The sequence below is a fragment of the Tardiphaga sp. OK245 genome, from assembly GCF_900108575.1.
Classification (GTDB): Bacteria; Pseudomonadota; Alphaproteobacteria; order Rhizobiales; family Xanthobacteraceae; genus Tardiphaga; species Tardiphaga robiniae.
Window position 1 is genome coordinate 1,241,888 of record NZ_FNWZ01000001.1, and the last position, 21,633, is coordinate 1,263,520.

Annotated in this window: 22 protein-coding genes; 11 read left to right on the forward strand and 11 right to left on the reverse strand. The window is 61.9% G+C overall.

Annotation, left to right across the window (positions count from 1 at the left end; genetic code table 11):
• The first annotated feature begins 43 nt into the window (after positions 1-43).
• The 8 genes from mepK to BLW80_RS05745 all read left to right on the forward strand — a co-directional run bounded on the left by mepK (position 44) and on the right by BLW80_RS05745 (position 9,852).
• Positions 44-1,717 carry a peptidoglycan L,D-endopeptidase MepK gene (gene mepK, locus BLW80_RS05710; RefSeq protein ID WP_093757136.1) on the forward strand — a complete coding sequence of 558 codons (1,674 nt, stop codon included), beginning with the start codon at positions 44-46 and terminating at the stop codon, positions 1,715-1,717.
• A gap of 362 nt (positions 1,718-2,079) precedes the next feature.
• On the forward strand, positions 2,080-2,991 hold the full coding sequence (locus tag BLW80_RS05715; RefSeq protein WP_093757137.1) for a LysR substrate-binding domain-containing protein: 912 nt from the start codon (positions 2,080-2,082) through the stop codon (positions 2,989-2,991).
• 233 nt (positions 2,992-3,224) lie between these two features.
• On the forward strand, positions 3,225-4,319 hold the full coding sequence (locus BLW80_RS05720; protein WP_093757138.1) for an ABC transporter ATP-binding protein: 1,095 nt from the start codon (positions 3,225-3,227) through the stop codon (positions 4,317-4,319).
• A 44-nt stretch (positions 4,320-4,363) separates the two neighbouring features.
• Positions 4,364-5,443, forward strand: coding sequence for an ABC transporter substrate-binding protein (locus BLW80_RS05725; RefSeq protein ID WP_093757139.1), 1,080 nt, complete (start codon positions 4,364-4,366; stop codon positions 5,441-5,443).
• Positions 5,444-5,446: 3 nt separating this feature from the next.
• Positions 5,447-6,367, forward strand: coding sequence for an ABC transporter permease (locus tag BLW80_RS05730; protein ID WP_093757140.1), 921 nt, complete (start codon positions 5,447-5,449; stop codon positions 6,365-6,367).
• Positions 6,368-6,370: 3 nt separating this feature from the next.
• On the forward strand, positions 6,371-7,165 hold the full coding sequence (locus BLW80_RS05735) for an ABC transporter permease (protein WP_210185301.1): 795 nt from the start codon (positions 6,371-6,373) through the stop codon (positions 7,163-7,165).
• Between the two features lie 16 nt (positions 7,166-7,181).
• Entirely contained in the window at positions 7,182-8,783 is a 1,602-nt protein-coding gene (locus BLW80_RS05740; protein ID WP_093757142.1) for a zinc-binding metallopeptidase family protein, read from the forward strand.
• A 61-nt stretch (positions 8,784-8,844) separates the two neighbouring features.
• A complete protein-coding gene (locus BLW80_RS05745; RefSeq protein WP_093757143.1) occupies positions 8,845-9,852 on the forward strand; it encodes a dimethylarginine dimethylaminohydrolase family protein in 1,008 nt (335 codons plus the stop codon).
• A 251-nt stretch (positions 9,853-10,103) separates the two neighbouring features.
• Here the strand turns inward: BLW80_RS05745 and BLW80_RS05750 are convergent, their stop codons facing one another.
• Positions 10,104-10,379: a DUF2312 domain-containing protein gene (locus tag BLW80_RS05750; RefSeq protein WP_068728829.1), complete on the reverse strand. Its 276-nt coding sequence runs from the start codon at positions 10,377-10,379 to the stop codon at positions 10,104-10,106.
• Between the two features lie 188 nt (positions 10,380-10,567).
• Positions 10,568-10,870 carry a DUF1244 domain-containing protein gene (locus BLW80_RS05755; RefSeq protein WP_093757144.1) on the reverse strand — a complete coding sequence of 101 codons (303 nt, stop codon included), beginning with the start codon at positions 10,868-10,870 and terminating at the stop codon, positions 10,568-10,570.
• Between the two features lie 177 nt (positions 10,871-11,047).
• Here BLW80_RS05755 and BLW80_RS05760 point away from each other — a divergent pair, with 177 nt between their 5' ends.
• Together BLW80_RS05760 and pyk are read left to right on the forward strand one after the other, a co-directional pair.
• Entirely contained in the window at positions 11,048-11,656 is a 609-nt protein-coding gene (locus BLW80_RS05760; RefSeq protein ID WP_093757145.1) for a DUF1036 domain-containing protein, read from the forward strand.
• Complete coding sequence (gene pyk / locus BLW80_RS05765) at positions 11,653-13,086, forward strand: pyruvate kinase (RefSeq protein ID WP_068728836.1); 1,434 nt, start codon at positions 11,653-11,655, stop codon at positions 13,084-13,086. Before BLW80_RS05760 ends, pyk begins: the two co-directional genes overlap by 4 nt.
• 62 nt (positions 13,087-13,148) lie before the next feature.
• Here pyk and BLW80_RS05770 read toward each other — a convergent pair whose 3' ends face one another.
• The 3 genes from BLW80_RS05770 to BLW80_RS05780 all read right to left on the reverse strand — a co-directional run bounded on the left by BLW80_RS05770 (position 13,149) and on the right by BLW80_RS05780 (position 15,379).
• Positions 13,149-13,577: an OsmC family protein gene (locus tag BLW80_RS05770; RefSeq protein WP_093757146.1), complete on the reverse strand. Its 429-nt coding sequence runs from the start codon at positions 13,575-13,577 to the stop codon at positions 13,149-13,151.
• Positions 13,578-13,619: 42 nt separating this feature from the next.
• Positions 13,620-14,582 carry an alpha/beta fold hydrolase gene (locus BLW80_RS05775; RefSeq protein ID WP_093757147.1) on the reverse strand — a complete coding sequence of 321 codons (963 nt, stop codon included), beginning with the start codon at positions 14,580-14,582 and terminating at the stop codon, positions 13,620-13,622.
• 74 nt (positions 14,583-14,656) lie between these two features.
• Entirely contained in the window at positions 14,657-15,379 is a 723-nt protein-coding gene (locus BLW80_RS05780) for a DUF3750 domain-containing protein (protein ID WP_170849581.1), read from the reverse strand.
• Between the two features lie 201 nt (positions 15,380-15,580).
• Here BLW80_RS05780 and BLW80_RS05785 point away from each other — a divergent pair, with 201 nt between their 5' ends.
• Entirely contained in the window at positions 15,581-15,763 is a 183-nt protein-coding gene (locus BLW80_RS05785) for a hypothetical protein (protein WP_093757148.1), read from the forward strand.
• Positions 15,764-15,909: 146 nt separating this feature from the next.
• On the opposite strand, the gene BLW80_RS05790 is transcribed toward BLW80_RS05785, so the two are convergent.
• From BLW80_RS05790 to BLW80_RS05815, 6 genes are all read right to left on the reverse strand, one after another.
• Positions 15,910-18,216, reverse strand: a complete 2,307-nt coding sequence (locus tag BLW80_RS05790; protein ID WP_244527970.1) for a mechanosensitive ion channel domain-containing protein — start codon at positions 18,214-18,216, stop codon at positions 15,910-15,912.
• Between the two features lie 227 nt (positions 18,217-18,443).
• Positions 18,444-19,088, reverse strand: a complete 645-nt coding sequence (locus BLW80_RS05795; protein WP_093757150.1) for a tetratricopeptide repeat protein — start codon at positions 19,086-19,088, stop codon at positions 18,444-18,446.
• Between the two features lie 101 nt (positions 19,089-19,189).
• A complete protein-coding gene (gene ykgO / locus BLW80_RS05800) occupies positions 19,190-19,315 on the reverse strand; it encodes a type B 50S ribosomal protein L36 (RefSeq protein WP_055038661.1) in 126 nt (41 codons plus the stop codon).
• 240 nt (positions 19,316-19,555) lie between these two features.
• Entirely contained in the window at positions 19,556-20,527 is a 972-nt protein-coding gene (locus tag BLW80_RS05805) for a Bug family tripartite tricarboxylate transporter substrate binding protein (RefSeq protein WP_093757151.1), read from the reverse strand.
• A 63-nt stretch (positions 20,528-20,590) separates the two neighbouring features.
• Complete coding sequence (locus BLW80_RS05810; protein WP_093757152.1) at positions 20,591-21,031, reverse strand: MaoC family dehydratase; 441 nt, start codon at positions 21,029-21,031, stop codon at positions 20,591-20,593.
• Between the two features lie 20 nt (positions 21,032-21,051).
• Complete coding sequence (locus BLW80_RS05815; protein ID WP_093757153.1) at positions 21,052-21,528, reverse strand: MaoC family dehydratase; 477 nt, start codon at positions 21,526-21,528, stop codon at positions 21,052-21,054.
• Positions 21,529-21,633 lie beyond the last annotated feature (105 nt).

Below are 21,633 nucleotides of genomic sequence, written 5' to 3' on the forward strand. Positions count from 1 at the left end.
GCATGGGGTAGCGAGAGAGTTGTCGACTTGGGTGGGTTCATACGTGCTGAGCGGTTTCGCACGCAAAACGAGATTGCGAACATCGCGCGCTGGCTTTCATGCCGGCCTCGCGTCAGTTCTGCTGATGGCAGGCGCCAGCTCCGTCCATAACGCCACCGCTCTCGACGAAACCCGCACCCTCTCGTTCCACCACACCCATTCAGGCGAAGACCTCACCGTCACGTTCAAGCGCAACGGCCGCTATGACGACGACGGGATGAAGAAGATCAACTACTTCCTCCGCGACTGGCGCAGCCAGGACCAGACCAACATGGATCGTCGCCTGTTCGACATCCTCTGGGAGGTCTACCGCGACGTCGACGCCAAGGCGCCGATCCAGATTATCTCCGCCTATCGCTCCCCCGCCACCAACGCCATGCTCCGCCGCCGCTCGTCCGGCGTCGCTCGCGCCAGCCAGCATATGCTCGGCCATGCGATGGACTTCTTCATTCCCGGCGTGGCGCTGGAAAAGATCCGCTTCGCCGGCATGCGCCTGCAGCGCGGCGGCGTCGGCTTCTATCCGACCTCCGGCTCGCCTTTCGTGCATCTCGACACTGGCAGCATCCGTCACTGGCCACGCATGACGCATGACCAGCTGGCGCGCGTCTTCCCCGACGGCCGCACCGTGCATCTCCCCACCGACGGCCGTCCATTGGCTGGCTATCAGCTGGCGATGGCTGAGATCGAGAAGCGCGGCGATGGCGACAGTGCAGCTTTTGCCAAGAGCAAGCCGGGCCTGTTCGCCTCGCTGTTCCGTGGTGGCAAGTCGAATGACGACGAAGACGAGAGCGCAGCAGCCGCGATCGCACCCGCCAAGCCGTCGCCTGTGGGCATGATGGCCGCCGCGATGCCTGCGAAACCGGTCGATACGAAGCAGGCCGAAACGAAGTTGGCTGAAACGAAGCTGGCTGAGGCGAAGTCTTCGGACTCCATTCCGATGCCGCGCTCCAAGCCGGCCGCAGCAGCAACCTATCAGCTCGCATCGGCCGACACCGAGACCGTTCCGGTACCGCGCCCGAAGGCACCGATTCCGGCGCCCGCAGCCAAGACCGACAACCGGCCGCAGACGCCGGCCGATATTATCAATGCCCGCGGCTTCTGGGATGATATGCCGGCGCCGAAACAGGCCACGCCGCAGCAGGTCGCCGCGATCACCGCACGGCAGGCCTTGGCCAATGTGGTCGATCCGCAGCCGGCCGCCACCGAGTCCAGCTTCGCCAAGGCGATGGCCTATGCGCCGCCGGCTAACTCCCCGGTCGATCGCGCCAATGTCGTTGCCGCCAGCGCGCCGATCCCACGTAGCATGCGTCCGGCCTCCGTGGCCAAGAACCCGATGGCGGTGAATAACATCACGACCGTCGTCGCGAAGGGCGCTCAAGGCCAGAACAGCACCGTCACCGTAGCGACCCGCCTGACCGCAGCAGTCATTCCCGACAACCATGTCTGGATGCGCGCAATGATCCTCGCGCCGAGCGCCACCACGTCGATGTCAGCCTCAGTGATGGGCGACGGCGACATGACCATCCTGCGCGCACACTTCGTCAAGCCGCAGGCGGTGGTGGCGATGACTTTCTCGGATGATCCGCAGCTCGGTCTGGTCTGCGACCGCTTCACCGGCTCGGCAACGGCCTCGCTTGCGACGACAGCATTTGTGATGCGCACGGCGTCGCTGCGCTGAGGCCCGGCAGGGATTTCAACTTCAAACTGGCTGGCCCCTTTCCCCGCGCTGTAGAGCTGCGCGAGGAAAAGACACGTTGGCGTCACCACGATCTCGACGCGCCTGTTGCGCTGACGTCCGTCTGGATGGTCGTGCGCATTAACGTCCGGAAACCTAGCAGAGCACTTGCGACTCGATTGGCGTGAAGCTCTTCGCGCGGTCATACGGATTCCAGAGCGCGGCAGCTGCCGTGTCGCTTCCATGTCGTCCACGCAGTTTCCACTTTGCCGGGACGCCTGCCGCGTTATGATGTTGTGGCCCAAGTGGCCCGCACTGGCTGGTCGCGCAACCTCCTGCCAAACCTGTCGAGAGATCGCTGTTCGATGCGCCTTCCTCCCCTCAACGCGTTGAGAGCCTTTGACGCCTTTGCGCGGACGGGCAGTGTCAAGGCGGCCAGCGAGGAGCTTGCCGTCAGTCCGACAGTCGTTTCTCGACATCTGCGAAATCTGCAGCTCGATCTCGATGTCATCCTGGTCGAGCCGCGGGGCCGTGGTTTGCTGCTGACAGCCGCGGGCGACGCGTTTCACACCCAGATCCGGCGCGCATTCGACATCATGCGCCAGGCCAATGACGACATCCGCCCGGCCTTCCGTCGCAGCCTGACGCTGTGGTGTATTCCAGGCATCGCCCAACAGCGCCTGCTCGCCGGGCTGCCGCAATTGCAGAGCCGTCTCGGCAATTGTGAGATCATCCTGCAGCCGACACTGGCGCGCCCGGATCTGCTGCGCTGCGAGGCCGATGCCGAAGTGATCTGCATCAACGGCCTCGAAGTCCACCCTGACGTCCGAACCGAATTGATCGCGCATCCACTCGTTCACGCCGTGGCAAGTCCGGCATTCCTCGCCCGTTTTCCCGATGTAAAGGACGCCGAGGATTTCCTCAGGCTGCCACTGATCCATGAGGCCTCAACTCTCTATTGGGAGCAGTGGCTGGAATATTGCGGCGTGACGGATCTGCCGATGCTACGCGGCCCGCGGCTCTGGCATGGGCATCTCACCATCGAAGCGGCGCGTCTGGGACAAGGCGTGGCGCTGGCCAATACGCTCCTGGTTGAACATGATCTGGCATCCGGCAGGCTGATCGATCTCAGTCCTCGCCCGGTCAGACTCGGCGGCTACTATTTTCTCGCAACCGCCAAGCGATGGGGCGATGCCGACCTCGTCGTGTTGCGCCGCTGGCTCAAGGAGACGCTGCAGAACGGCGCCCCGACCAGCATATCAGATGCCGCCGAGTAGGCGATCGATTCAAGCGTTTGAATATTATGAGGGCAGCGACTGCCTCATAAATTCGCTTCTACGCTATCATTCAAAAAAACTACGCATGGCATGCAATTTAGTCGATTGTTGCCACGAACGCCGTCGGCCACACTTTTGTGAGCAAAAAGGTCCGTGAGCGCGACTGTATCAATAGGCGCTCGATCTGGGGAGCGTATGTCATACTGGACATGGTCACAAACTCGTCGCCCGCGATGACTGTTGCTCTCATCGGTCACGACCTGAACGTTGAGGGCATCACCAAGCGCTATGGCGACTTCACGGCACTCGACAACGTGTCGCTCACGGTCAAGCGCGGTGAATTCCTGACGCTGCTCGGCCCCTCGGGCTCGGGCAAGACCACACTTCTGATGTCGATCGCCGGATTCGTGCAGCCCGATCGCGGCGATATCCAATTGGATCGGCACAGCATCGTCCACCTGCCGCCGGAACAGCGCAATTTCGGCATGGTGTTTCAGGGCTACGCTCTGTTTCCCCACATGACCATCTTCGACAACGTCGCTTTTCCGCTGCAGGTGCGAAAGCGGCCAAGCGCCGAGATCAAGGCGAAGGTCAATGAGGCGCTCGAACTGGTGCAGCTTGCGCAGCGCGCCGGCCGCTATCCGCGCGAACTGTCAGGCGGACAGCAGCAGCGCGTGGCCCTCGCCCGCGCCATGGTGTTTACGCCGCATCTGCTGCTGCTCGACGAGCCTTTAAGCGCGCTCGACAAGAATCTGCGTGGCGACATGCAGGATGAGTTGAAGCGTCTGCACAAGCGGATCGGTCTCACCTTCATATACGTCACACACGACCAGGATGAAGCGCTATCGATGTCCGATCGGATCGCAGTGATGCGGGATGGCAAGATCGTGCAGCAGGGTTCGCCAAGCGAGCTCTATGACCGGCCGGCGACGACCTTTGTCGCCAACTTTCTGGGCCGGAGCAATTTCCTTCACGGCACGGTCGAGACGCATGTGCCCGGCGGCTTCGTGGTCGCGCATCGCGGCACGCGGTTCACTCAGGCGACCGCAGGTGGCGAGAACCCGCCGCTGGGACGGGACGTGATAGTCGCATTGCGGCCCGAGAAAATCGCGATCTCGGACGGCGCTCCCATACCTGGCAACAGCGTCAAGGGCACGTTGTCCGAATGGAATTATTTCGGCCCGCAATGCCGGCTCGTGATCGATACGTCGGAATTCGGCGCCGTCAACGTTGTGATCCCGACCGGGATGTGGCGCTCGCCCGCAACCGGCCAGCCGGTGACGATCGGATGGAATGCCGATGCCGGGACGCTCGTCGCAGACAACTGATTTTCCCGATCGCATGCAACCCATCAACCCAATGAGACAGGCCCATGACCAGACGCAGAATGCCTCTCGATAAGACGCCCTTCGCTCTCTCGCGCCGCCAGTTGCTCAAGGCCGGTGCCGCGTTGATCGCCACACCGGCGGTGCTGACATCCCACCACGCGCGCGCTCAAGCGCGCAAGGAAGTCGTACTGGTGAATTTTGGCGGCATCGCCATGAAGGCCTTCGATGAGGCCTATGTGCAACCGTTCGCCGCCGAGGGCGGCCGCATCGTGCTCGATGGCAGCGGCGCGCTCAACGGCAAGATCGTCACCATGGTGCAGTCAGGTAACGTCACTTGGGATGTCTGCGACGGTGGCGTCACGACACTGGCTGAACTCAATCCGCGCAAGGCGCTGGAAAAGATCGACTACAGTATCGTCGACAAGTCCAAGGTGCCACCCGAATTCGCCTATGAGAATGGCGTAGTGAACTACATGTTTTCCTCGGTGATGGCCTGGGATACCGCAAAGATCAAAGAAACGCCGACGCTCGCCGACTTCTTTGACCTGAAGAAATATCCGGGCCGCCGCATGATGCGCAAGGAGTCGCAGGCGATGCTCGAAATGTGCCTGATCGCCGACGGCGTGCCGCTGGACAAGCTCTATCCGCTCGATACCAAGCGCGCCTTTGCCAAACTCGCCACCATCAAGAAAGAGGTGCTGTACTGGAACAGCGGCGCCGAGAGCCAGAGCCTGATGCGGGATGGTGAGTGCGTAATGGGTCTGCTGTGGCATACCCGTGCCAACGTGCTGCAGACCGAAACCAAGGGCCGGATCGCCTATACCTTCAAGGACGGATTGCTGCAGCCGGGCCTCTGGGTGGTTCCGAAGGGCAATCCGGCTGGAGCCGAAGCCTTTCGTGCCATCGCTTCCATGCAGAAGCCAGAGGGGCAGGTGAAGCTGCTCGCTGCCATGGGCAACGGCCCCTCCAACCCGGCAGCGCAGAGTCTGGTGCCGCCCGACCTGCGCAGCAATAATCCGGCAGATCCGGACAATGTCGCGGTACAGGCCAAGATCAACGCCGAGTGGTACATCGAAAATCACTCGAAGACGTTCCAGAGCTTCCTCGACTTCATCTCGTCCTGAGCCATGCGAGCATTGCTGTCGCGCTTTGTAACGATCGACGAGGGCCCGGCGGTGGAGACCGCCGACGCCCCGCGACCGCTATTGGCGCGCCGGCTGCGCGGCGATGCGCGCTACTGGCTGCTGATGGCTCCGGCGTTGCTGCTGATGCTGCTGTTCTATCTCTACCCGATCGGCCGCGTGTTCTGGATCAGCGTCACCGAACCGGCTCCCGGGCTCGATAATTTTGCGCTTTTGGCGACCAGTGCCTCGATCCAGAAGATGCTGATGACGACAGCTCGGATCAGCATCCTGACCACGCTCATTACCTTGCTGCTGAGCTATCTGGTTGCTTATGCGCTGGTGCATGCTGGCGAACAGGCCAGGCGCTGGATGTTTCTCGGCGTGATCGTGCCACTCTGGATCTCGGTGCTGGTGCGCGCATTCGCCTGGTTCATCCTGCTGCGCCGCGAAGGCCTGATCAACAACGTCCTGATCGGGAGTGGCCTGATCGAGCATCCGCTCAGCCTGATCTGGAACGAGACCGGCGTGATCATCGGCATGGTGCACTACATGCTGCCGTTCGGCATCCTGCCGATCTACTCCAACATGCGCGACATCGATCAGCGTTGCATCTCCGCCGCCCGCGGCCTTGGCGCGACCCGTGGGATGGCGTTCCGCCGGGTGTTCCTGCCACTGTCCATGCCGGGCGTCATTGGCGCGGGCCTGCTCGTCTTCATGTTTTCGCTCGGCTTCTTCGTCACGCCGGCGCTGCTCGGCGGCGGCAAGACGTTGATGATCGCCGAATATATCAAGGTGCAGATCATGGAGGTGGTGCGCTGGGGTGTCGGCACCATGCTGGCGGTGACGCTGCTGGTGGTGATCGGCGTATTGCTTGCGGTATTTGGCCGCCTTGTCGATCTGCGCAAGCTATTTGGATCGGTATAGGCCGTGTCAGCGTCGGACCCCTCCAACATCTCGATCATGACGCGCTCGATGGCCTGGGCGGTGATCTGCTTTCTTGTGCTGCCGGTCACCATTGTCTTTGCCGTCTCGCTGACGGACCGACCCTACCTGTCGCTGCCCCACGAAGGCCTGTCGCTGCAATACTATCGCAGCCTGCTGACCAGCCCCGCGTGGCTCGCAAGCATCGGGCACAGCCTGATGATTGCAGTGGCTTCGACGTTGCTTTCCGGTGTCACCGGTACGCTCTGCGCCATCGGTTGCTGGCGGATCAGCAACCGCGCCAGCAACGCGGTACGCACGCTGATGCTGGTGCCGATCATCGTGCCGACCGTCGTGTATGCGCTGGGCATCTATCAATTCTGGGTCGACCTGAAACTAATCGATTCCTATGTCGGCGTGATCATCGCTCACGCTGTGACCGGGCTTCCTTACATGGTGATCACGGTCTCGACCGCACTGGCGGGCTTCGATCCAAAGCTGGAACAGGCGGCGCTAAGCCTTGGCGCCAGCATGAGCCAGACGCTGCGCATGGTGATCATTCCCAATATCCTGCCCGGCATCATCTCCGGAGCGATCTTCGCCTTCATCCATAGCTGGGATGAATTGGTCATCGTGCTGTTTGTCGCTGGCCGCAAGGTCTTCACGCTGCCGCAGCGGATGTGGGACGGCATCAACGAAAGCCTGGATCCGACCATCGCCGCGCTGGCGTCGGTGCTGGTGCTGACCACCGTCGTCCTGCTGGTCATCGATATCGTCATCCGTGCACGACGCACGCCATAACGGGGAAACAATAACCATGCCCGAGCACAGGAATTTCACACCCGACAAGACGCTGGCGATCGACTGGGTCGACGACCATGCCGCGCGCCTGTCGCAGGATCATATGACGATCTGGAATTTCCACGAACCGTCGTGGCGCGAATACAAATCGGCAGCATGGTACGTCGAGCGACTGAAGGCGGAAGGCTTCGCGGTCGAGACCGGCTCGGGCGACATGCCCACCGCCTTCGTCGCGGAGTGGTCGAACGGCGATGGCCCGACGATCGGCGGCTATGCCGAATATGATGCGATCCCTGGCACGTCGCAGGCGCCGGTACCGCGGCGCCAGCCGCGCGAGGGAGTGAGCCGTCATGCGGCCGGGCACACTGATCCGCATTCCGCGCTCGGCCTCGGCTCCTTCGCCGGCTTTCTGGCCGCCAAGCACGTGATGCGAACGCGCGGCATCAAGGGGCGACTGAAATTTTTCGGCGAGCCCGCGGAGAAGATGTGCGGCTCCAAGCCGATCCATGCTGCGAAAGGCTATTACGACGATCTCGACGCGGCGATCAGCTTTCATCCGCATTCATTTCCCCGCCTTGCCAATAGTTGTTTCTGGGATACCCACAGCGCGCCGTATTGGAGCCGGATCTACACGTTCGAATGCAATTCTCCAGAAACCTGGCAGAACGCAGGCGCCATCGCCGGCGTGGCGCATAGCCATTCGGCAGCCCGCGCGCCCGGCGCGATCGATGCCGTGTGCCTGATGTACACGTCCAGCAAATACATGAAGGAAGCGATGCTGCCGCATCACGGCAGCTGGAGCCTGAACGAGTTCATCCTGCATGCCGGGCAGGCCGCCGCGGATAATCTCGCACCCGGCCTTGGTCAGATTCAGTATTCGTTACGCGCGCCGACCCTTGATATGTGCCGGCGCGTCTTCGAAGTGCTCGATCGCAACGCCGAACATTGTGCGGCAATGACTCACTGCAAGGTCACGGGGAGCTGGATTACCCGCACCAGGGCTGGCCTTCCCAATCACGCCATGGCCGAGGTGACCTGGCGCAATTTCGAGGCGATCGGCGCACCGCAATGGAGCGATGAAGCGCGCGCGTTCGGCCGCGAGATTCAAACGAGTCTTGGCGTGGTGCCGATGGAAGATCCGTTTGCACCGGAGATCCAACATCTGACCGCACCGTGGGATGGCGAGAAGGCCTTCCGCGAACAACTGCCATCCTGGCAGACCAATCTCGCCGCCGACGATTATGTGGACTACACGTGGCACGCGCCGACCGTACGGCTCTATGTGGGACGTCCGACGCTGCGCGCGCCGGACCCCGGCTATCGCTATCCCGACTGGACCCGCCACGCGATGGGCGGCGTGCCCGTCTGCATCGATCCCATGTGGCTCACCGCCAGCAAGGTGATAGCAACCACCATTCTCGACCTACTCACCGATGGCGTGTCGCTAGACAAGGCGCAGGCCGAATTTCGCGAACGCACCGGCGGCGGGATCGGCGGCTCGCGATGGGTCGCACCGCTGCTACCGCGCGAATTTGCACCACCCGTGCATTACCGCTGGCCCGAATATGTCAGCACCGTACGTGGCGAAGAATGGACCATTCCCACCGCTGCACCGTGACATCTGCATTCAGCCGCGCAACGCCCCTCCTCTTCAACATCCCGCTTCAAAGAGACCATCCATGTCGATCATCTCCGAACCTGAATATCGCTACAATATGCTCATCAAGACCTTCGCATCGCAGGCCGAGCCAGCCTTCGAGGCGGAGTCGCAGCAGGTCGGCGTGTGGGGCCGCCGCTGGGGCTGCAATAACGATGTTGGCCGGCTGCGCATGGTGCTGATGCATCGGCCGGGTCCGGAGTTGAATATCGTCGACCCCGCCAAGCGGCTTCCCGACATCGGCGCGTTTGGCGATCCGGCGCAGGGCTGGTATTGGCGCGGCGATACGGTCCCCGATCTCACCGCGCTGCAAGCACAGCATGACGCGCTCGCCGCCGCCCTGCGCGACGAAGGTGTCGAGGTCGTCTATGTCGACAGGTGCGCGCCGGGCAAGATGAAGACCGTCTACACCCGCGACAGCGTCATCGCCGTCGATGGCGGCGCCATCGTCACGCGCCTCGGCCCACCAATCCGCCGCGGCGAGGAATTGCCGGTGACCCGCACCCTCGCCAATCTGGGCATGCCGATCCTGCGCACAATCTCCGGGACCGGGCTGCTCGAAGGCGGCAGCTTCGCCTTTATCACGCCAAAGGTCGCCGTGGTCGGACTGTCGAGCCGCGTCGATGAGGAAGGCGCGCGCCAGCTTGAGGACGTGCTGCGCACGCAGGGCATCGAACTCCTGCGCGTTCATCTCACCGGCTACCGTCTGCATATCGACGGCATGTTCGTGATGATCGACCGCGACACCGCGTTCCTGAATCCGACACTGCTGCCGTTCTGGTTCCTGGAGAAGCTGAAGGAGTTGAAGATCCGCCAGATCGAAGTATGCCCGGACGATCAGAACTGGGTCATCAATTGTCTCGCCGTGCGCCCAGGACACGTGATCGCGCCCGAAGGGATTTCACCGCGAACCATGGACAAATTCGCCGAAGCAGGCATTACCACGCGCGTCGTCCCCTACGACAAGGTCGCACTTGGCGGCGGCGGCATCCACTGTTCAACCTCGCCGTTGATCCGCGATCCGCTGTGAATGCGGCACAACAATGCCTGGATGGCCATCTCGAACGTCGTGATGGCCACGGCACCATGGTATCGAGGCGCGAGCGCCGCTCATGCGCAAGCATGGAGCACGTTCGCGGAGCTCATGATGCATGTACCACCTGCAACAGGCGCCACCTGCGAAAGCAGGTGAGCCGGCACGCGGCAGTCTCGATGGACGTGGAACGCCACTGATGACTGCTTCCCGCTTGGGGGGCAGTTGATGAAACGCGGCTCGACGCCTTACAGCATTCCCAAGGCCTGCAGATAGGTCTCGAGGATCGTCTCCTGCTCGGCGCGCTCGTTGGCGTCCTGCTTGCGCATGCGGATGATGGTGCGCAGCGCCTTCACGTCGTAGCCGTTGCCCTTGGCTTCGCCATAGACGTCCTTGATGTCGTCGGAGATCGTCTTCTTTTCTTCTTCAAGGCGCTCGATACGCTCGACGATAGCCTTGAGCTGATCCTTGGCGAAAGAATGTGTCGCCTGATCGTCCAGCACGGACGCAGCAGAGGTGGCCATCGAAAACTCCTGGTGAACTGATGTTGCTTTAAGCGGATATGGGGTGGGTTTGAGTGCGCAGCGTTATGCGCGCATTAATCTTAAGGAAATGACACTCAAGACCAAGGCGCCTTGCGTCAAGGCACCTTCGCGGTCATCCACAGCGCCCCCACAGCTTTGATTTCACGCCTCAAAAAGACGAGAAATCGTCAGTGCCCGCTGTGCACTTTCTTCATGGCCTCAATTTGTTCGGGTTTGGCCTCGGCCTGATGCAGCGATTTCCAGGTCTCGTAAGGCATGCCGTAAATCGCTTCGCGGCTCTCATCCTTGGTCATCGCCACGCCCTTGGCGTCGGCAGCGTCCTTCAGCCAGTTTGACAGGCAGTTCCGGCAGAAGCCGGCCAGATTCATCAGGTCGATATTCTGCACATCGATGCGACCGCGCAAATGGTCAACCAGCCGGCGAAAGGCGGCGGCCTCGAGTTCGGTCTGGATCTTGTCGTCAATCGCCATGAATGGTCTCGCTGTTGCACCCGATACCGGCCTGTCGTCTTGGTGTAACATGGGCGCTGTCACAGATTTTGCCATATCACAACGCAAACCGCCTGGCGGGACAGAATTGGTTCCGCGACCGTTGACAGGCCCGCCGGGTCAAGCGAAATCGTCAACGAATTGAGATAGCTTCGCCGCATGACCGCAAGAGATTCCCATTCCCGCCCCTTTCGACGCGTCCCCCTCGCCGGCCTGTTGCCGGTGCTGGCGCTGGCCCTGTCGTGCCTGTGGGCGAGCCCCGCGGCGGCTGATTTCCGGCTGTGCAACAACACCTCGAGCCGGGTCGGGATCGCGCTGGGCTACAAGGATGCCGAAGGCTGGACCACCGAGGGCTGGTGGAACGTCTCATCGCGAGCCTGCGAGACCTTGCTGCGCGGAACTCTGGTTGCGCGGTATTATTATATCTACGCACTCGATTACGACCGGGGTGGTGAGTGGTCGGGTCAGGCCTTCATGTGCTCCCGCGACAAGGAATTCACCATCAAAGGCACCGAAAACTGCCTCGCGCGCGGCTTTGACCGGACCGGCTTCTTCGAGGTCGATACCGGCGAACAGCGTGCCTGGACGGTGCAACTGACCGAAACCAACGAACAACCGCCGAAGCTGCCGGGCATTCCGGGGCCGACCGGACCGCCTCCGGGCGCCCCCGGCGCGGGCTTCCCCGGTCTGCCCAACACGCCAGGTGGCGCGCCCCCGGGCGGGTCAACGACCCTGCCGCCATCAGTACCGCCGGGAGGCAAACAATGAGACGTCAACGCCGCATCAAGATTCTGGCCACGCTCGGCCCTGCCTCCTCCGACAGCGCGATGATCCGCAAGCTGTTCGAGGCCGGCGCCGACGTGTTCCGCATCAATATGAGCCACACGCCGCATGACAAGATGCGCGAGCTGGTGAAGACCATCCGCAATGTCGAGAGCAGCTACGGCCGCCCGATCGGCATTCTGGTCGATCTGCAGGGCCCGAAGCTGCGCGTCGGCGCCTTTGCCGAAGGCGGCGTGCAGCTCAAGAATGGCGAGAGCTTCGTGCTGGATTCCGATCCTGCCCCCGGCGACGCCACCCGCGTGCACCTGCCACATCCGGAAATTCTCGCCGCACTTCGCCCGGGCCATGCGCTGCTGATCGACGATGGCAAGCTGCGGCTGATTGCCGAGGAGACATCGAACGACCGCGCAGTGACGCGCGTGGTGGTCGGCGGCCGCATCTCCGACCGCAAGGGCGTCAGCCTGCCCGATACAGACCTGCCGGTGTCGGCCATGACGCCGAAGGATCGCCTGGATCTGGAAGCCGCACTCGAGACCGGCATCGACTGGATAGCCCTGTCCTTCGTGCAGCGCGCCGAGGACGTGCATGAAGCCAAGCGGCTGGTGCGCGGCCGCGCATCCATCATGTCGAAGATCGAGAAGCCGCAGGCGATCGACCGTCTCGATTCCATTCTGGAAGCGTCCGACGCGCTGATGGTGGCGCGGGGCGATCTCGGCGTCGAACTGCCGCTGGAACGGGTACCAAGTCTACAAAAGCGCATGACGCGCATGGCGCGCCGCGCCGGCAAACCGGTTGTGGTCGCTACGCAGATGCTGGAGTCGATGATCCAGAGCCCGGTGCCGACGCGCGCCGAAGTCTCCGACGTGGCAACGGCCATCTATGAAGGCGCGGACGCCGTCATGCTGTCGGCCGAATCCGCCGCTGGCAAATTCCCGGTCGAAGCCGTCTCGACGATGAACCGCATCGGCGAGGAAGTGGAGCGCGATCCGACCTATCGCACCGTACTGATGGCCCAGCGCCCCGAGCCCGAGCCTACCGCCGGTGACGCCATTGCGGACGCCGCACGACAGATCGCCGAAACGCTGGATCTGTCTGCGATCATTTGCTGGACCAGCTCAGGATCCACCGCCGTCCGCGTCGCTCGTGAACGGCCGAAACCGCCAGTGGTAGCGATCACGCCGAACCTCGCCGCCGGTCGCAAGCTGTCGGTCGTGTGGGGCGTACACTGTGTAGTGGCGGAGGATGCGAAGGACCTCGACGACATGGTCGATCGCGCCGGACGCATCGCCTTCCGTGACGGCTTCGCCAAAGCCGGCCAGCGCATCATCATTGTCGCTGGCGTGCCGCTCGGCACACCAGGTGCGACCAACATGGTTCGCATCGCTTATGTCGGGCCAAACGACGCGGATATGTAGTTCACGGATACAACCTCTCCCCGCGATCGCGGGAGAGATTGTATCCGCCGCCTGAGTGAGGCTTAACCCACCAGCGTCGCGTCGAGCGTGATTTCTGCGTTCAGCACCTTCGACACCGGGCAGCCGGCCTTTGCCATGGCGGTGAGTTCGTCGAATTTCGCCTTGTCGGCGCCGGGAATGGAGGCCGAGAGCGTGAGGTGCACTTTGGTAATGGCGAAGCCGTCACCCTGCTTCTCCAGCGTCACGTCGGCCTTCGTCTCCATATTGTCAGCCTTGAAACCGGCTTCGCCGAGGATCAGAGACAGCGCCATTGTGAAGCAGGCCGCATGGGCGGCGCCGATCAGCTCTTCAGGATTGGAGCCCGGCTTGCCTTCGAAGCGGCTGGCGAAACCGTAGGGATAGTCGGCGAGCGCGCCGCTCTTGGTGGAAATCGATCCCTTGCCGTCCTTGATGCCACCCTGCCATTTGGCCGAACCGAAAGTCGTGGTCATGCAATTCTCCTCAATTTGGTTTGAAGTCGATCGAGCGGGACGTTAGCGCAAGGCGGCCTTCGGTTTTGTGTCAGCGGCCGAGATCATGCCCTCGATCTCCCTCATGATAAGATCAGGTGCAGCGTTTTGCACCATATGACCAACGTTCGGCAGCACGATTAGTTTGGCGCCCGGCACGGTTTTCGCGAAATGACGCGAATGAATCTCCGGCGATACGATGGTGTCGGCAGAGCCTGCGATCACGACGGTCGGAGCTTTGATATCGGCATAGCGCGATGCCTGCGCCATGACGGCAGATTTCAACGTTACCAGATCCCAGGCATTGGCGAGGAAGTTGCGCGGCCGCAGTACAAGTTGCGTCGCGGTCTGCGCGATATAGCCTTCCGGCATCGGCTGCGGCGCAAACACTGCGCGTCCGCCCATATCCGTCAGGAAATAGCCAAGCGGCAGCGTAATCGTATAGGCCAGCAGCTTGCCGATGGCCGGAGTGGTGACGACCTCGTTATAGATGCCAACGCCACCGGGCCAGGGATGAGTGACACCCGCCAGCATGACCAGTCCTGCGAAACGCTGCGGATAGTCCAGCGCCATCAGCGCGCCGAGTGCGCCGGCAAGCGAATGCACCACAACGATCGCCTGATCGACGCCGAGTTTTTCAAGCGCTTCGTCGATCATCCTCGCCTGCATCGCCGGAGAAGAGTTCGACAAATCGTCACGCGTGCTCCAGCCAAAGCCGGGACGGTCGATCAGGATAACGCGGTGTTTTTCTGCCAGCATATTGCCGAGCGGCAGCCGCATGGTTTCCATATTCGACGTGGCGCCATGGATGAGGACAATCGGCGGGCCTGATGCATCGCGTGGTCCGATCTGCACCACATGCAGACGGCCGCTCGTGACGTCGACAAACTCACCCGTTGGCGGATATTTACGCTCGAATACCAGCACGCCGACCTGCGTGGCCACGGCCAGCACGCATAGCACCGCCACCACAGTGACTGATATCATCGCCGATATCCGGGAAATTTTGTGCACGATCCAGCTACGCGGCGGTACCCTGTGGGTTTCGCGCCGCGCGCCATTTACGCGCTGACGCCAAGACGACCAATGCCCGGCAGTTTGATCGCGGGCCGGCGGATGTCGAGGCCGAATACGGCACCGAGCAGATTGAGCTCGACCCCTTCGACCCAGCCTGCGGTGACACCGAGATAGCCGCCCAGCGTGGCGCGCACGCCGGTCCCGGAGGGTGTCCAGCCAAAGGCATTGCCGGCATAGGGAAAATCCTTGCCGATGGCGGTGGGCGGCAATGCCACCCGCAATTCCGGCACGGCGGCCAGAACGGCCGCGACGAATGTGTTGGAGTTCGGCCCGGGCCAGGCCCGATAGTCGCCGTAGGAGCGCCAGGAATAGCCAGCGATCGCCGCCTGAATTTTCGGGATCATCGCCGTGGCCGCGTCACCATCGGCGGATGCGATGGCGCTCGGCACGTCACCGAACCAGCGGCCGTCAGCGGCAAAACCATTCAGGCGGATCGGCTCGCCCCACGCCGTATAATCGTAGCGGGTGTAGCGCGACGCGCCCTTTTCCTTGAAGACGATCCAGCTATGGACCGCAAAAATACCGCGCCAGCGCACCGTCCGCGCCGCAAAGACGCGCACCAGCGCCTCGGGATGGGCGGCGGGCGGTGGCAACAGGCCGGCGCTGGAACGATCCGCGCTCTGCCAATCGACCGAGCGATCACCCATCCAGTATCTGGCGGCCGACACAACGATGGGAACGACGAGTAGCGCGAGCAGCACAATCACAAATTTTCTCACTGAGGAAAGGCCCGTGGCGGGAAACAATGTTGTGGATATGGGGGGCGTTTGGCGGCTTTGCCACGGTGATCGCGACGAGCGGCCTGCAAGGACTGTCCACGCTATCCACAGGAACGCATTCGTTCCCGCCCGGTTATCGCCACGATCAGGCGGCGGACTGACGCCATGATCTGAACCGGAGATAGTTCCATGACGGCCCGCCCAACCGATGCTGTGATCGACGAAATCATTTCTACCTGCAATGGCGACTTGCGCGGCGCGCTCAAGGCTTTGCTGATGGTCAACGAGCAACTGGAAGCGGAATTGCAGCAACTCTATGCCGCTTCACCCCAGTTCGGTGTTATCCGGCCCGGCAATAACGTCCTGCACTAGATCGACCAACGCGCCTATTCTGGTTCGTTCTTGTCTTCCGGCTCGTCCATCTGCCAGAGAGGCCGCGTGGCCAGATGGCGAATATGGCTGCCATTGCGCCGCACGTAGCCGCAACTTTGGTCAATCCGGAGCTGCAGCGACAATCACTAGCCGGCGCGGCGCTGCGCTGACTTGCTCTGCTCGATATCTGCGTCATTGTCCTCTGCAGCTTCAGTGGTCGGCGGAGGCAACTGCATCAGGACGGTCTGTCCGGGTGACGCGATCTCGATACCTTCTTCCTGGAAGCGGATTTTCATGCGGCGATTGAATTCGCGCTGCACCGCCCAGCGGCCGGAATCGGTACACCGGATCTGCCCGACGATCGTCGCCATCGAACCATCGACCTTGTCAACGCCCCACAATTCGAGATCGCTGCGGATCAGCGGCTTGAAAGCTGCCTCATTGCGCATCTGCTCGACGATGTCCTTCAGCAACTGGCCCGCGCGGTCGGTATCTTCCTTGTAAGCGACGCTGACGCTGACGGCCGCGTTGCCTGCACCGCGGCTGGCATTGGTGATGGTGGTCACCGCGCTGAAGGGAATGATATGAACCGAACCATCGCCGGCACGCAGCCGGATGGTACGGATCGAGACGTTCTCGACGACACCCGACAGACCCGACACCGTAACGTTATCTCCAACCTGCACGGTGCTTTCCAGCAGCAGAAACAAGCCGGTAATCACGTCCTGCACCAGCTTCTGCGAACCGAAGCCGATAGCGATACCGAGGATGCCGGCACCAGCGAGCAGCGGCGCAACATTGACACCGATCTCGCTCAGCGCGGTGAGCGCAACCACCGCGATGATTACGCCGAGCAATGTCGTACGCAGCATCGGCTGGAACGTGCGCAGACGGGCCGCGCGGGCGAAATGAGCATCGCGCGTCAGCGCCGCGAGCTGACGCTCCATCAGCGCATTGCTACCTTCCCACACAACCGCAGCGACAATGGCAGCGATGCCGACGGTGATAACAGCCGAGACGACCCGACTGCCGATCTGGCCACCATAGAACCAGACAATGGCATTGACGCCCCACACTTCCAGCAAGGCAACGAGGCCGATCACCGCGATGATCGTTGCGACGACCTTGCGCAACAGTGGCAGATAACGATTGGCACGCGTCTCAAGACCCGGAAAGCGTTGCAGGATTTCCGGTTTGATGCGGAAACCGCGATCAATGAGGCTCAGCGCAATCATCGAGACGAGCCGGGCCACCAGCGCGACAATGACCGTGCCGACGATGTATCGCAGCAGCAATGAATAACCGTTCTGGATATTGAGCGCCCAGATGGTCCAAGCCGCCATCACGACGACGATCGCCAGCACATGCCAGAGACTGGCGAGGCGATTGCGCATCGCGCTCAGGAAGCCCGTAGCGCCGATCGGCGCGCGGAGTGCATCGGCAACGGGCTTCCGGCACTGCAGGACGATGACGACAACAAACAGATGCACGACCAGCATCACGAGCTTGATCAGCGCGAAATGCGCCGAGCGATAGAGACCCATCATCAGGGCAACATTGGCGATTGCGATGCCGGTGGCGCCGACGCCGACGATGCGACGCGTCCAGATTTCGAGATAGGCTGCGGTCTCCTCCTTCACCCTGAACAGAGCGAGCGGCCCGAACAACGCGCGCATCGCACAGATGATGGCGCGCGCCACCACATAGCTGTTTACGATCGCAAGGATCGCGAGGCGCGTGATCCCGGCATCGCCGATCTGGGTGCCGAGCAGCAGCGATACCGTACCGGTAAAGACGAAAATCGGAAACAATTCGAGGAGAAGACGCCCAACCACATAGGGAAGCCGCAGCAGCGATTGCCAGGCCCGGGTCAGGCTGCGCCGCCGTTTGTTGAGATCGGGCGCCTCGGTAAAGTCGGCCGTGGACGAGGGTGGATCGGCACGTTCGATGAGCGAGGACGGCGCACGGGCGACGAAAGGAATGCGCGCCTCGAGCGCGGCCTGCGGCCTCCGCAGCAGCCAAACCATGAGCCATTCCGCCGCCAGCGCACCGCCGAATACGACAACAAGCTTCCAGGCGATGTCGAACAGGAGATGATAGGTGGCGGGATCGTTGGCGCTGCGCTGCAGCCAGTACCATAGGGCCGGAAAGCGCGTGACCGATTGCACGGCTGTCGAGACCTCGCGCGTAATATCGCCGAGCTGATCGGAAATCGTCACCAGCAATTGCGCGCCAAGACTGTCGGCGTCGAGCGGAATGGCAGGCTTCTTCTCCGGCGATGCGGGTGTCGCCGTGGCGATCGCGCGCAGCGTATCGATCATTTCCTTGCGCTTGACGTCGTCTTGCAACGTGTCGAGCGCAGCCTTGGCTTGATCGGGGGACAGCGTCGAAGCTGCAGGTGCAGGCGGCGCATCAGCTTTCTGCGCCAGCGCAGGGCTGGTCACAGCAGCCATCGGCGCGGCCATCAACACACATAGCAAAGCAAATAGCGGAAATGACTTCGGCGCCAAAAGGTGTCCCTTCCTGTGGCTCGGAAAACGCCCTTTTCGCCCGTTTCCTGTGTCAGAAGTTTGATTCCCCGGCGACGATGTCTTGTTTTTCCATCGCGGGCAGCAGGGATGCATCAAAGCAGGGCGACGTTCCCGCGATGTTCAGCGAGCGCCCCAACTTTCGGGGAATTTCAGATATCGCGGCCTTCGACCTTCTCGGTCAGGGTCTTGACCAGCTCCGGCACCTTTTCGAGATGCGGATTGACCGCAAGCGCCTTGCGGAACGCATCAAGCGCACGCTTGTCGTCGCCCAGCTCCCGCATGATCATGCCAAGCCCTGCCAGAGCACCGAAATGCCGGGGTTCGCGTATCAGCACCTGCTCGATATCCTGCAGCGACCGGGTGTAATCGTTCTGCAGGTAATACAGCGTCGCGCGCCGATTCCAGCCCTCGACGTAATCGGGGCGCAGCTTCACCACCGCGCTCAACAACTGCAGCGACAGATCGACCTGCTTGGCGTCCAGCGCCGTCTTGGCGCGGGTCATCAGCAGCGCGGTCGTGTCGCTTGTGGTCTGCGACCACAGGGCCCAGATCCGGCCTTCGACGTGTTTGGCACTGGCTTCGTCCGGCGCCGCTTTCAGCGCACCAAACAGGAAATCAAGGCCGCGCGTCTTGTCGGCATTGACCTTCGGCAGTTTGGCGGGTGGCTCGGGAATCTTCTTCGGCGCATCCGGGGTCACGACCTGCGTATCTCGCACCTGCGCATAGACGGGTGCTGCGCCCAGAAATGCGCTCAGCAGAATTCCAAAACCTGCGGCCGGGATTCTCAATGCCATGCTGCAAGTCTAGACACGAAAAAACGCGCTGCAAAGCAGCAGCGCGTCAAACACCTGTGATGTCGTGAGGCCAGCCGGCACAATGCCGGCCGCTCAGCAACTTAACCCTGGCGAGCCTTGAAACGGCGCTGGGTCTTGTTGATCACGTAGACGCGGCCCTTACGGCGGACCAGGCGGTTGTCGCGGTGACGACCACGCAGCGATTTCAACGAGTTACGGACTTTCATCGGTCAATCCTGATAGCTTGCGATACTGACGTCAAAGGCCGTGCGCAGCAGGCCGAAATCAGCGAAAATGAGCTTGAACCCGCTGACGACCAAGTCGCCCGGGACCCGCGGTTTCTAAGCCATCGGGCGCCGGACTGTCAATCCGATCCAGGCATCTGGCGACCACCGGATCGATATTTGCAGGTATTTTGGTGGCTTAAGGGTCCGGGAACAGCCACCGGACCCTCAAACCCGTGCGGATCATTCTTGCGGGACATTCGCGGCTTTTACCACTGCACCCCACTTCTTGATCTCCGAATCGACGAAAGCCGTGAATTCAGCTCCCGTCAGCTTGCCCGGCTCGACGCCCTGGGTGGCGAATTTCTCGCGGGTCGCGGGTCCCGCCAGGATCTCCTTCATGGCCGCCACCAGCTTCGTATAGGCCGGGCTGCCATTGGCCTGTGGCATATACATGCCGAACCAGGCGGTCGCCTCGAACCCCTTTACGCCGGCCTCATCGAGGGTCGGGGCGTTGGGGAGCGAGGCCGCTCGGGTCAGGCTGGTGACCGCGAGCACGCGGATGTTGCCCGCCTCGGCAGCAGGCAAAACGGTCGGCAACGTATCGAACATGATCGGAATATGGCCGCCGATCAGGTCGTTCATCGCCGGCGCGGCCCCCTTGTAAGGGATGTGCTCGATATTGATTCCAGCCATCTGCTTAAACAATTCGCCCGACAGATGATTGGCGCCGCCGACGCCGGCCGATCCGAAGGACAGCTTGCCGGGCTGCTTCTTCGCCAGTTCGATCAACTCGGCGACCGACTTCGCCGGAAAGTCCCTGGTTACAACAAGCGCATTTGGCGCCGTCGCGATCAGGGCGATCGGCGAGAAGTCCTTCTGTGTCTCGTAAGGCAAACTCTTGCGCAGGCTCGGATTGATCACGTGATGCGTGGCCGTGACCAACAACACGCTGCCATCGGCGGGCGATTTCGCCACGACCTCCGAACCGATCGTACCCGATGCGCCTGGCCGGTTCTCGACGATCGTAGTGACGCCGAGCTTCTCGCCCAGATATTGCGCAACGAACCGTGCGAGGATGTCCGTCGTGCCCCCCGCTGGAAACGGCACGATGATCTTGATCTGACTGACTGGAAAATTCTGCGCCAGCGCCCCCGACAACATGACAAAAGTCATCGCCAGACACGACAGGGCGAGCCTCGTGAGCTTCTTCATTTCGATCCCTTGCCTGTTCTTGTCCGGCGTGCGGACTATGCCGCACGCCGTTGCATTGAGCCACTAGGCCGTCAGCGGAAATTCAACCATCGCCTCGCCGACAGCGACCTTCTCGTCGTCCTGGTTCTTCACCAGCACGTCGATCAGCACCCAGCGCGACTTTTCGGTGGTCTGCTTGGCCTTGATGATGCCAACCGGCTGGATCGTGTCGCCGGGCTTCACCGGCTTGACCCATCGCGTTTCGAGACGGCGATGGATTGCACCTGCGGGATAGGCCCAGTCGGTCAGCATGCGGGTGATCAGCCCGAAATTATTCATGCCATGCATGATGATGCCGCCGAAATTGGTCTTGCCGAACGAGTTCTTCATGTAGTTGTCGTCGAGATGCAGCGGATTGTAGTCGAGCGATCCGTCGCAGAAGAGCCGGATCGACTCGCGCGACACTGCGAAGCTCGGACCGTCGATGGTGTCGCCGGTGGAGAGTTTGTCAAAGCTGGTTGTCATGGTTGATCTCCTTGCCACGCTCACATCGGGCGAATGGTCTGGCCGCGGCCAGAACAGATGACGTCGCCGCGCTGGTTGAAGAACACGTTGTCGTGGACCACGAACAGTCGCTCGCGCTTGATGAACTTGTCGAGCGCGCGGGCCTGCAGGGTGATGGTGTCTCCGGGCCGTGCCGGGATGTTGTAGCTCCAGGACTGGCCGGCATTGACGGTGCCAGGTGTGCGCATCCAGTCGTCGGCCGGCGTGCAGGAGAACATCAGCAGAATGTGGATCGACGGCGGCGCGATCAGACCGCCATAGGGCGACGCCTTCGCGTAAGCCTCGTCGAAATACAATGGGTGGTTCTCGCCGACCGAGCGGCAATAAAGCTGGATTGCCTCCCTCGTCAGGACATAAGGCAGCGTCTTGCGTGGCTCGCCCGGGACGATCTCGTCCCAGACCTTGCGCAGGTTCGCGTCCTTCCAGAAATCGGTTTCAAAAACTTCCGCTTGCGCCATAGCGCCTTCTCCACTAACGTTCACCAGGCGAACTTTATGGCCGCCTTACGAACAACTATAGGCGCGGTTTCCCGGGACTGACAAGTCCGAACCGGTAGGATGGTG